Below are 10,589 nucleotides of genomic sequence, written 5' to 3' on the forward strand. Positions count from 1 at the left end.
GTCATTCGCGCTCGCCGCGCGCGGCGCCCTCCCAGAACACCACGCGGCGGTGCAGGCGCCGCATCAGCAGCGAACCGCTGAGCCCGATCACGGCCAGCAGCGCCACGCCGGCAAACATCGTGGCCAGGCTCATGCTCACCGAGGCCGACGCGATCAGATAACCCAGGCCGCGCTGCGCGGAAAGGAACTCGCCCACCACCGCGCCGATGAGCGCCAGCGACACGCCGATCTGCAGCCCCGAGAAGATGTCGCCCGCGGCCGCCGGCAGCTTGACGTGCAGCAGCAGGTAGCGCCGGCTCGCGCAGAACGCGCGGCAGGCGTCGAGCAGCTCGGGATCGGTGCGCTTGACGCCGTTGATGGTGTTGACGAACAGCGGGAAGAAGCACACCAGCGCCACCAGCACGACCTTGGACGCCATGCCGAAGCCGAACCACACCAGGATGATGGGCCCGAGCGCCACCTTCGGCATGGCCTGCAGGCCGAGGAAGACCGGATAGCAGAAGCGCTCGAAGGTGCGCGACTCCGCCAGCAGCGCGCCCAGCACGATCGCCAGGCCGCAGCCCAGCACATAGCCGCTGACGGCCTCGGCCAGGGTCGCGCCGATGTGGGGCCAGAGCGAGCCGGTGGCGAAGCCCTGTACCAGCGCGTCGAACACGGCGGCAGGCCGGGGCAGCAGGTAGTCCGGAATGGCGAACAGCGCGATGGCGCCTTGCCAGAGCCCGAGGATCACGGCGAGGCTGATGAGGGGATAGACCGGGGCGGGCAACAGCGCGCCGCCGCGGCGGGTGCGGGTATCAGGCATGGGTGAAATGGCGTCGCAGGTGATGGCAGGCGGCGTTGAATTCCGGCAGGCCCAGGGTGTCGGGATCGCGCGGGCGCGGCAGCGCGGGGCGATAGTCTTCCACGATGCGGCCCGGACGCGGCGACAGCACCAGGATGCGGTCGGCCAGGAACACGGCCTCGGGAATGCTGTGCGTGATGAACAGCACCGACTTGCGTTGCTGGCTCCAGATGCGCTGCAGCTCCAGCGTGAGCGCCTCGCGCGTGAGGGCGTCGAGCGCGGCGAAGGGCTCGTCCATCAGCAGCAGCTCGGGGTCGGCCAGCAACATGCGGGCGATGCCCACCCGCTGCTGCATGCCGCCCGACAGCTCGTGCGGATAGTTGTCGGCATAGCCGGCCAGGCCCACGAGTTCGAGCAGCTGCGCCGCGCGCGCCTGGGCCGGCGCGGGCGCGAGGCCCAGCGTGGCGGCCGGCAGCAGCACGTTCTGCCGCACGCTGCGCCAGGGCAGCAGGTTGGGCTTCTGGAACACCACGCCGGTGCGGCGGCTCGGCCCGCTGATCGGCGCGTCGCCCAGCCGCAGCGTGCCGGCGGTCGGCGCGATCAGGCCGGCCGCCAGCTTGGCCAGCGTGGACTTGCCGCAGCCCGACGGGCCCAGCACGGCGACGAACTCGCCCTGCGCCAGCGTCAGGTCGATGGGGCCGAGCGCGTCGAGCGCGCCGCGCCGGGTGCGGTAGGTCAGGCTCACGCCCTCCAGGCGCAGGTCCGCGCTCATGCGCTGGCCTCGCGCAGGAAGCGCTGCACGGCCGCCCACGAGGCGCGATTGGCGCGCGCGTTGGCGCTGGCCGTGCCGCCGCCGCTCAGCACCACGCCCGCCACCGGGTGCGGCTTGGCGATCAGCGTGGCGGGCAGGTTCGGCACGCCGATGGCGTGGCCGGCGTACTGGCAGCGCACGTGTTCGATGGGCCAGGCGTGCTCGTGCTCGTAGAGCGTCTGCGCCACCTCCTCGGCATAGGCCGTGGACGGCCAGAAGCCGTCGTCGGTGCCGGACACCAGCATCACCGGTCCGGCGATGCGCTCCACGGGAATGCGGGCGGACGCCACGCTGGGCGCATGGCGATGCGCGCTGACGAACGCGGGCGCCTGGCGCACCGGGCCGGGGCCGGCCTCGCGCGCCTCGAAGGCGGTCCAGTCGGCCTGCGGGTTGCCGTCCCAGACGGTTGCCAGGGCCTGGCCGCGCCAGGTCCAGGCCGGTTCGCCGGGCTGCTGGCCGGGGCGGCCGGCACGCAGCGTGCCGTGCACCACCGAGCTGGGCACGTAGGCGATCACCGCGCCCACCAGCTCGGGGAAGCGCGCGCCCAGCAGCAGCGACAGCTCGCCACCGCGCGATTGACCGGTGAGGGCGACGAAGCCGCGCGCGGGCGCGAGCTCGGCGTGGATCCAGCGCAGCGCCGCCTCGAAGTACTCGAGCGGCGTGTCGGAGATGTGATCGGGGCGGCCGGGCGACTTGAAGTAGCCCAGCGCCACGGCGCGATAGCCCTGCGCGGCGTACAGCGCGGCGCGCTGCCGTGCCACGCCGCCGCCCGAGCCGTTGAAGACCACGATCACCGGGTGCGGGCCGGGGCCGGCCGGGGTGTAGAGCGTGCCGGAGCGTTCGCCGTCGAGCTCCTGGCGCGTCACGCCCTCGACCTCGAAGCGCTGCACCAGCGTGGCCGACAGCGTGAGTGCGCCGGCCGTGAGCGTCAGCGCGGTGTGCAGCGGGCCGGTCTCGTCGGACAGCCGGGCGTCGGTGGGCGGGGACTGGCGCTGCAGCGCCCACACCACCGCCATCGCGTCGGCGCGGCACCAGTCGCCCGCGACCGGCGCCTGCGCGTCCAGGTCCAGCGTGCCGTCGGCGCCGATCTGGTAGTGCGCCTCGGCCTGCCACAGGCTGCCGTCGGGATGGCGCAGGGTCGCCGCGAGCCGGGCCGGCCCGGGCGGCAGGCCACGTGCCACGATGCGGCGCGGCACGTCGACCCGCGCGTCGGCCGGCTCGATGCGCAGCTGCGCTTGCGTCGCCTCGCTCATTGCTGGGCCTTGGCCTGCGCGCGCACGGCGGCGGCGTCGAAGTCGTTGATGCGCGGCAGCAGCGCATTGCTGAAGAGCTTGTCCACCGGCACCTGCGCGGTCGGGTATTCGCCCGCGTCGGCCATGGCCTGGATGCCGCCCTGGATCGCCTTCAGGTCGTACTGGCCCGGCACGCGCGGTTGGCCGTCGGCGGTGTACAGCACGCGCTTGAGGCGGCGCGACAGCAGCGTGGTGGCATCCTGCAGCGCACGGGCCTCGTCGCCCTCCGGCTTGGCCTGGGGATTCTGCTGCCAGAAGGCGCGCACGCAGTAGGTCGGGTTGGCGTCGCAGGCGACCTGACCCTTGGTGTAGGCGCGCGCGAAGCGCACCAGCAGGTCGGGGTTGTCGCGCACCGTGTCGACGTGGGCGATGAAGCCGTTGCCGGCGGTCTCGCCGAACACCGGCGGGTAGGCAATGCGGCGGATCCGGGTGCCCGACATCTCCAGCATGTCGTTCCAGCTGCTGTTGAAGTTGAGCGCGTCGACCTGATGGTTGCGCAGGGCCTGGAAGCCGGCCGCGAGCGCGCCCACGGCCACGAAGTCCACGTCCTTGCCCGGCGTGAGGCCGGCAGTGCGCAGCGCGGCGCGTCCGCCCGGGATCGTGCCCCAGGTCAGCGCGCCCACGCCGATCTTCTTGTTCTTCAGGTCGGCGAGCGACTGGATCGGGCCGTCGGCCAGCACCGCGAATTCCATGGTGGTCGCGGGCACGCCGTTGTAGAAGTACTGCAGCGGCAGCGCGTCCTTGCCGTTGAAGGTGCTGGAGATGACGGGTTCCGAGGTCGGGTAGCCCACCGTGACGCGCTTGTTGGCCACCTGCGGCAGCAGCGCGCCCGCGCCCTGGAACACGATGGTCTTCACGTCCAGGTTTTCCTGCTTGAAGTAGCCCAGCGCCTCGGCGGCCGCGTACGGCGCGCCGTCGTGCACGGCGGGCGGGATCGCCAGGGCCACGGTGAATTCATCGGCGGCCTGCGCGCCGCCGGCGGCAAGCGCCAGGGCCAGGGCCAGGGTCAGGCGCGCGGGGCGCGGGGACGGTCGGGAAGCTTGCATGGGTCACTCCTGTGTCGCGATGTTCTGTTTGTGAGGAATTCACGCCGCGGCTTGCGGCTGCACGCGTTCGGCCGCGTCGCGCAGCAGGCTGGCGCGGTCGATCTTGTTGGTGCCCGCCAGCGGCAATGCCGGCAGGAACCACACGTGGCGCGGATGCTGGTAGGCGGGTGCGTTGGCCAGCGCGTACGCCTTGATGGCCTCGGCATCCGGCTGGCTGCCGGCGCGCGGCACGATGTAGGCCACGGGCTTGGCGCCCTTGATGTCGTCGTCCACCGGCACCACGCAGGCCTGCTGCACGTCCGGATGGGCTTCGAGCATGCGCTCGACCTCGCCCGGGTAGATGTTCTCGCCGCCGCAGACGAACATGTCATCGCGGCGGCCCACGAAGGTGTAGAAGCCGTCGGCATCGCGCTGGAACACGTCGCCGGTGCGGTAGTAGCCGTCGGCCGTGAAGGGCAGCGCCAGGTCGGGGCGGTTGTGATAGCCGCGCATCAGGCCGGGGCTGCGCAGCTCCAGGATGCCGGTGTCGGGGCCGTCCTGCGGGCCCGGCGCCAGGCGCAGGTCCACCGCGGGATGGGCGTAGCCCACCGACAGCGGCGGCGTGGGCAGGCCGTCCGGGTGGGGGCCGAACACCACCGGCCCGCCCTCGGTCGTGCCGTAGGCGTTGATCACGCGGGCATTGGGGAAGATGGCGTGGATCTGCGCCAGCAGGCTGGCGCTCACCGGCGCCGAGCCCATGCGGATCACCCGCACCGAGGTCAGGTCGGTCGAGGCCAGCAGGTCCTGCTCGCGCAGCATCATCGCGATCATGGGCGGCACGGCCGTGAGCCAGGTGGCGCGATGGCGCTCGATGGCGCGGATGTAGGTGCGCGCGTCGAACTGCGGCAGCAGCACGGCGGTGGCGCGGCACGCCAGCACCAGGAACGCCAGCGCCAGCGCGTTCATGTGGTAGAGCGGCGCGGCGATCAGGGCGCTTTCGCTTGCGAGCGGTGTGGCGCGTTCGCGGGTGTGCACGGTCCAGCGCTGGCCCGCGTGCGACAGCCGTACGCCCTTGGGCTTGCCGGTCGAACCCGAGGTGTAGAGCATCAGCGCGATGTCCTCGGCGCCGGGCTGCCACGGCGGCTCGGCGCCCGGCGCCTGGAATGCCTCCCAGGCGGCGTCGTCGAGCGCCACGGCGGGCACTTGCGGTGGCACCGCGGTCGCCCGCGCGCCGTCATGGAAGACGAGGCGCGCGCCGCTGTCGCCGATCACATAGGCGATCAGCGCCGGCGGGAACTTGAAGTTCACCGGCACCGCGATCAGGCCGGCGCGCATGATGCCGCACACCGTGGCCAGATAGCGGGCCGAGTTGGCGGCCAGCACCGCGACCCGCTCGCCCGGCGCGTAGCCGCGCCGGCGCAGGCCCTGGGCGATGCCCTCGGCCTGCGCGGCGAACTCGGCGTAGCGCACCGGGGTGGCCGCGCCGGCCGCGTCCAGGCCGATCAGCGCGATCAGCCCGTCGTCGGTGGCGCGCGGGTCGCCGGAAAGCGCGCCCAGGTTGGCGGGCGTTTCGGATCGGGTCGGTGCCGGCATGCCTGTTGCCTCCGGTCAGGCGCGCGGCGTGGCGTAGACGCCGCGGCCGCTGGCCACCAGCTTGCCGTCGGCATCGAAGATCTGCGCCTCGGCGACCGACACCGAACCGCCGAACTTGATCACCTTGCCGTGGGCGCGCAGGTCGCCGGGGCCGGCGGGGCGGTGGTAGTCCACCCGCAGGTCGATGGTCGGCACGCCGCGGCCGGTCTGCGACACCAGGGCCCAGTCGGCCGTGAGGTCGACCAGCGCGGCCAGGATGCCGCCGTGGGTGTAGCGCTTCTCGGCGTTCACCACCCACTCCTCGCGCCAGCGCGCGGTGAGCTCGATCTCGCCTTCGCGCACGGCCTGCACTTCGAGGCCGAGCCATTGGTGGTAGGGGCCGCGCAGCAGGCGGGCCTGGATGTCGGCCGCGGTGGGCAGGGTCTGGGTTTCACTCATGATGAGGGTCCTTGCGGGTTCAGGGATTGACGATGACTTTGCCCAGCACTTCGCGGTCGCGGATCAGTGCCAGGCCGGCGGCGGCCTCTTCGAGCGGCAGGCGGCGGTCGATCAGCGGATCGATGCGGCCTTCGGCGATGAGCGCGAGCAGGGCCTTGAGGTTGTCGTCGTAGAAGCTGTTGGAGCCCTTGATGTTCAGCTCGAAGCTCCAGACGTAGCGCAGGTCTTCCTTCGGATCGTGGCCGGCCGTGGCGCCGCAGACCAGCAGCGTGCCGCCGCGCTTGAGGCACTTGAGCGAGGGCACCCAGGTGTCGCCGCCGGTGAAGTTCACGACCACGTCCACGCCGCCCTCGTTGGTGCGGCGCTGCGGTTTGCCGTATTGGCCGATGGCCCACTTCGAGAAGTCGGTGTCGCGGTAGTTGATGACGTGGTCGGCGCCCAGCGCCTTGAGCGCGTCGAGCTTGGCGGCGCTGCCGGCGCAGGCGATCACCTCGGCGCCCAGCAGCTTGGCCAGGATCACGCTGGCGGTGCCCACGCCGCCGCTGGCGCCGAGGATGAGCACGCGATCGCCCTTGCGCACCGTGTTGTGCGTGACCAGCATGCGGTGCGCGGTGCCGTACGCCACCGGCAACGCGGCCGCGGCATCGAAGCCGACCGCGTCGGGCAGTGCGATGAGCTGGGGTTCCGACACGAGGCAGTACTCGGCCATGCCGCCGTCCAGCATTTCGCCCATCAGGCCCTTGGCGCGGTTCAGCGGGTTGACCAGCACGCGGTCGCCCACCTTCCAGCCGGTCACGCCGGGGCCGACCTCGCTGATCTCGCCGGCCAGGTCCAGGCCGATCACCACGGGCAGCGGCACCTTGATGCCGGGCATGCCCTGCACGGTGAACACGTCGTGATAGTTGAAAGACGAGGCGCGCACGCGTATCACCACATGGCCTTCGGTCGCGTTGGGGATGGGCTTGTCGCTCACCACCTTGAGTTGGTCGAGGCCGCCGTGCTCGGACAGCACCAGCGCTTTCATGGTCTTGCTCATGTCGATTTCCCGGGTTCGGTTGGTAAAGGAGAGGGGCACGCGCCTTACTTGAGCTTCTTCGCGGCCTCGTAGGGGCCGGTCACGAAGAGGTCGGCAGGCAGTTCGCCCTTGATCAGCCCGCCCGCGGCAAACACCTCGTGCTGGCGCTTGAGCGTGGCGAGATCGGCGGCCTCGAAGGCCACGCGGTTCATGTCGTTCCATTGGGCGGCGTAGATGCGGGCGTCCTCGGCGGGCAGGTTGGCCGACTTCTGCAGGATCTCGACCACCTGGTCGCGATGCGTGTCGCCCCAGGCCAGCGTGTTGCGCAGGCCGGCGATCACGCGCGCCACCGTGTCGGGATGGGCCTGCACGAACTCCGCGCGCACGGCGCCGATGCCGATGTAGGGCACCGATTGCGAGCCGGTCAGGCGCTGCCATTCCTGCGCGAACGAGCCCAGGCGCGTGACGTTGAGTTCCTTGAGCTGCGCCACCGTGACCGAGCGCAGCGCGGCCCCGTCGACCTGTTTCTGCGCCAGGAACTGCGCCAGGCGCGATTCGTTGCCGCCCACCAGCGATAAGTCGTTGGCGCCGATCTTGTGGTTGCCGGCCAGCACCGCGCCGGCGATCACCGCCACCGAGCTGCCGGCGGGCGACATGCCGATCTTCTTGCCGCGGAACTGGTCGAGCGAGGTGATCGGCGAGCCTTCGGGCACGACGAACTGCGCGTCGGCCGGCTGGGTGGCCGCGAACACCTTGATCGGCACGCCTTCGGCGGCGCTGCTGAACACGCCCGCGGCCGGGGCGCCGAAGGCCAGGTCGATCGAGTTCGATGCGAGCGCGCGCAGCGGCGCGTTCACGTCGGGGAAACGCACGAACTCGACGTCCAGGCCCTGGTTCTTCAGGAAGTCGGTGGCTTCGAGCACCGAGCCGTAGCCCAGGCTCACGCCGCTGCTCCAGTAGCCGATGCGCACCTTGTCGGCGGCGTGGGCGGTGAGCGCGCTCGCGCCCAGGACGACGGCCGCGGCCGCGCGCAGGAGGGATTTCAATTGCATGGGGGAACTCCGGTACGTCAGTGAGGTTTCCAGCGGAACAGATGGCGTTCCAGCGGTTTGAGAATGCCGCCCTCGAGCGCGAGCATCAGCGCCACCAGCAGCAGGGTCCAGGCGAACACCTGGTCGGTCTGCACCAGGTCGGCCGCCTGGCGCAGGCGATAGCCGATGCCGTCGGACGAGCCCAGCGTCTCGGCCACCAGCGACACGCGCCAGCCGAAGCCGAAGGCCAGGCGCGCGCCCGAGAAGAAGTAAGGCAGGATCGAGGGCAGGTGGATGCGCCACAGGATCTGCGTGCGGGAAAAGCGCAGGCTGCGGGCCAGGTCGACGTGCTGCTTCTCGACGTTGCGCGCGCCCTGCCACACGTTGGTCAGGATCAGCGGCATCGCCGTCATGAAGACCACGAAGATGGTGGTGGCGTTGGAGATGCCGAACCAGATGATGGCGAACACCGCCCAGATCGCGGACGACACGGTGTTGGTCACGGCCAGCACCGGTTCGAACACGCGGGCCAGCGCGCGGCTCGAGCCCAGCGCGAGGCCGAGCGGCGTCCCCACCAGCGCGGCCAGCGCGAAGCCCATGGCGACCCGGTAGGTGGTCATGCCCACGTCGTGGCCGAAGCTGGCGGTCCGGGTCAGGGCCACCAGGGCGCGCCAGACCTTCTCCGGCCCGGGCAGCACGAAGCTCGGCATGCGCGAGGCGGCAAAGGTCCAGAGCGCCAGGAACACCGCGGCCAGCAGCAGGCGCGTGAGCACCAGCCACAGCCAGGCGGGCAGGGCGCGCGGCGGGGTCAGGGTGGAGGCGGAAGCACGGCTCATTGCTGGACTTTCAAACGCAGGCGGCGCGTGGTTTCGGTGACGTCGGGATCGGTGGGCAGGCGCGGGCGCGGCAGGGTCACCGGCACCACCTCGCGGATGCGGCCCGGGCGCGGTTCCAGGATCACCACGCGGTCGGCCAGCACCACGGCCTCTTCGACGTCGTGGGTCACGAACAGAATGGTGGCGCCGGTGTCGGCCTGGATGCGCAGCAGCTCCTCGTGCATCTGGCTGCGGGTCTGCGGATCGAGTTTGGAGAACGGTTCGTCCATCAGCAGCAGGTCGGGGTCGATCACCAGCGTGCGGGCCAGGGCCGCGCGGCTGCGCATGCCGCCCGACAGGGTGTGCGGCCAGGCCTGGCCGAAGCCGGCCAGGCCGACGCGCGCGAGCGCGGCCTCGGCGCGTTCGGCGCGTTCACCGCGCGCCATGCGCGTGGTCTCGAGCCCGAGCGCCACGTTGTCGCGCACGGTGCGCCACGGCAGCAGCCGGTCTTCCTGGAACAGATAGCCGAGCCGCGCATGGCGGTGATAGCGCGCCGCCGGCTCGCCGGCCAGCGTGATCTCGCCCACGCCGGGCGCCTGCAGGCCTGCGATCAGGTCGAGCAGCGTGCTCTTGCCGCAGCCGGACGCGCCGAGCAGCGCCACGATTTCGCCGCGGCCGACCTCGAACGAGATATCGCGCAGCACCTCGAGCGAGCCGAAATGCTTGGACAGGCCGGCCACGCGCAGCGCGGCGGGCGGGGTGGCACCGAGGACGGCGCGGGGCAGGGCGCTCATCGCCAGCTCCCGGGCCCGGTCACCGGAATCGCGGCGCCGGTCTCCGCCAGGCTGGCGTAGAGCTTCTCCAGCGTCATGGCCTGGAAGGTCTCGATGTGACGGCGCGCAATCAGTTCGACGCGGCGGGCGTCGCCTTCCTCGAAGGCCGCGATCATCGCGTTGTGATCGTGCTTGATCTCGGGCTTGGTCTTCTGCACGCCGAAGCCCAGCGCCACCAGGCGCGACATCTCGTCCATCAGCCCCGCCAGCGTGCGGTGCAGGCGTTCGTTGCCGCAGGACGCGGCGATGGCCAGGTGAAAGGCCTTGTTGGCGTCGAGAAAGACGTCGATCTGTTCGTTCAGTTGCAGCACGGGGTGCTGCACACGGCAGGCCGCCTCCAGCTCGCGCAGGCGGGCCAGGTCGACCCGGCCGACCGCGAGGCGCGCGGCCAGCGGCTCGAGTTGCGCGCGCAACGTGAACACTTCCTCCACGTCGCGCAGCGTGATCGGCGCGATCTGGTAGCCCTTGCGCGGCCGCGAACGCACGAATCCTTCCTGCGCCAGGCGCGTGAGCGCGATGCGGCAGCTGGTCTTGCGGATGTCGTAGGCGGCCATCAGCGTGGGCTCGGTCACGATCGCGCCCGGGGCGAGCCGGCACGAGATCACGTCGCGGCGGATGCGCTGATAGGCATCGTCCCCGCTGCTCAGGGCGGCGTCGTCGGAGTCGGGATGGCGAAAAGTGTCCATGGGCTGCGCGGTGTGGGATGGGGTTCTGAGCGGCTCACCGAGGTCTGCACATCGGCTTACGAATGATTCTAGGTAGGTGCACAGCGCAGGCGAACGAAGAAAATCTGCTATGGATATGCGCTGTGCTGACCGGCCCAGCTGGGCTGCTCACAAAGGGGGGCCCAGGGCCGGCCACGCCGCGCGGCTGCATGGCTCGTCCGCGCGTCTGTCCTTATTACCTGCGCTGCTAAGGCGGGCACCGTATGTCGTCATGCGCATTTGGTTGTTCG

11 protein-coding genes are annotated in these 10,589 nt (G+C 71.3%); all 11 read right to left on the reverse strand.

What is annotated here, in order from left to right:
• Window position 1: 1 nt before the first annotated feature.
• The 11 genes from CEG14_RS09720 to CEG14_RS09770 are packed head-to-tail and all read right to left on the reverse strand — an operon-like array spanning window position 2 to window position 10,320.
• Window positions 2-802, reverse strand: a complete 801-nt coding sequence (locus CEG14_RS09720) for an ABC transporter permease (RefSeq protein ID WP_094826174.1) — start codon at window positions 800-802, stop codon at window positions 2-4.
• Window positions 795-1,553 (reverse strand): ABC transporter ATP-binding protein, encoded by a 759-nt coding sequence (locus CEG14_RS09725; RefSeq protein ID WP_094826175.1) that lies wholly within the window; start codon window positions 1,551-1,553, stop codon window positions 795-797. Before CEG14_RS09725 ends, CEG14_RS09720 begins: the two co-directional genes overlap by 8 nt.
• Entirely contained in the window at window positions 1,550-2,845 is a 1,296-nt protein-coding gene (locus tag CEG14_RS09730; RefSeq protein WP_094826176.1) for an acyl-CoA thioester hydrolase/BAAT C-terminal domain-containing protein, read from the reverse strand. The genes CEG14_RS09725 and CEG14_RS09730 overlap by 4 nt, the downstream gene beginning before the upstream one ends.
• Window positions 2,842-3,930 (reverse strand): ABC transporter substrate-binding protein, encoded by a 1,089-nt coding sequence (locus CEG14_RS09735; protein ID WP_094826177.1) that lies wholly within the window; start codon window positions 3,928-3,930, stop codon window positions 2,842-2,844. Before CEG14_RS09735 ends, CEG14_RS09730 begins: the two co-directional genes overlap by 4 nt.
• A 39-nt stretch (window positions 3,931-3,969) precedes the next feature.
• Window positions 3,970-5,502 carry a class I adenylate-forming enzyme family protein gene (locus CEG14_RS09740; RefSeq protein ID WP_094826178.1) on the reverse strand — a complete coding sequence of 511 codons (1,533 nt, stop codon included), beginning with the start codon at window positions 5,500-5,502 and terminating at the stop codon, window positions 3,970-3,972.
• Window positions 5,503-5,517: 15 nt separating this feature from the next.
• Window positions 5,518-5,940: a PaaI family thioesterase gene (locus CEG14_RS09745; RefSeq protein ID WP_094826179.1), complete on the reverse strand. Its 423-nt coding sequence runs from the start codon at window positions 5,938-5,940 to the stop codon at window positions 5,518-5,520.
• Between the two features lie 19 nt (window positions 5,941-5,959).
• Entirely contained in the window at window positions 5,960-6,964 is a 1,005-nt protein-coding gene (locus CEG14_RS09750) for a zinc-binding dehydrogenase (protein WP_218831334.1), read from the reverse strand.
• Between the two features lie 56 nt (window positions 6,965-7,020).
• Window positions 7,021-8,007 (reverse strand): ABC transporter substrate-binding protein, encoded by a 987-nt coding sequence (locus CEG14_RS09755; RefSeq protein WP_094826181.1) that lies wholly within the window; start codon window positions 8,005-8,007, stop codon window positions 7,021-7,023.
• A gap of 17 nt (window positions 8,008-8,024) precedes the next feature.
• Window positions 8,025-8,822: an ABC transporter permease gene (locus CEG14_RS09760; RefSeq protein WP_094826182.1), complete on the reverse strand. Its 798-nt coding sequence runs from the start codon at window positions 8,820-8,822 to the stop codon at window positions 8,025-8,027.
• Window positions 8,819-9,595, reverse strand: coding sequence for an ABC transporter ATP-binding protein (locus CEG14_RS09765; RefSeq protein WP_094826183.1), 777 nt, complete (start codon window positions 9,593-9,595; stop codon window positions 8,819-8,821). Before CEG14_RS09765 ends, CEG14_RS09760 begins: the two co-directional genes overlap by 4 nt.
• Entirely contained in the window at window positions 9,592-10,320 is a 729-nt protein-coding gene (locus CEG14_RS09770) for a GntR family transcriptional regulator (protein ID WP_094826184.1), read from the reverse strand. Before CEG14_RS09770 ends, CEG14_RS09765 begins: the two co-directional genes overlap by 4 nt.
• Window positions 10,321-10,589: the final 269 nt, after the last annotated feature.

The organism is Bordetella genomosp. 1, from assembly GCF_002261335.1.
In the GTDB taxonomy this organism is placed as follows: domain Bacteria; phylum Pseudomonadota; class Gammaproteobacteria; order Burkholderiales; family Burkholderiaceae_B; genus Bordetella.

Coding starts and splice junctions, on each gene's coding strand:
- CEG14_RS09740 (WP_094826178.1), bottom strand. CDS start 5,502: ATGCCGGCACCGACCCGATCCGAAACGCCCGCCAACCTGGGCGCGCTT.
- CEG14_RS09760 (WP_094826182.1), bottom strand. CDS start 8,822: ATGAGCCGTGCTTCCGCCTCCACCCTGACCCCGCCGCGCGCCCTGCCC.
- CEG14_RS09745 (WP_094826179.1), bottom strand. CDS start 5,940: ATGAGTGAAACCCAGACCCTGCCCACCGCGGCCGACATCCAGGCCCGC.
- CEG14_RS09730 (WP_094826176.1), bottom strand. CDS start 2,845: ATGAGCGAGGCGACGCAAGCGCAGCTGCGCATCGAGCCGGCCGACGCG.
- CEG14_RS09725 (WP_094826175.1), bottom strand. CDS start 1,553: ATGAGCGCGGACCTGCGCCTGGAGGGCGTGAGCCTGACCTACCGCACC.
- CEG14_RS09770 (WP_094826184.1), bottom strand. CDS start 10,320: ATGGACACTTTTCGCCATCCCGACTCCGACGACGCCGCCCTGAGCAGC.
- CEG14_RS09735 (WP_094826177.1), bottom strand. CDS start 3,930: ATGCAAGCTTCCCGACCGTCCCCGCGCCCCGCGCGCCTGACCCTGGCC.
- CEG14_RS09720 (WP_094826174.1), bottom strand. CDS start 802: ATGCCTGATACCCGCACCCGCCGCGGCGGCGCGCTGTTGCCCGCCCCG.
- CEG14_RS09750 (WP_218831334.1), bottom strand. CDS start 6,964: ATGAAAGCGCTGGTGCTGTCCGAGCACGGCGGCCTCGACCAACTCAAG.
- CEG14_RS09755 (WP_094826181.1), bottom strand. CDS start 8,007: ATGCAATTGAAATCCCTCCTGCGCGCGGCCGCGGCCGTCGTCCTGGGC.
- CEG14_RS09765 (WP_094826183.1), bottom strand. CDS start 9,595: ATGAGCGCCCTGCCCCGCGCCGTCCTCGGTGCCACCCCGCCCGCCGCG.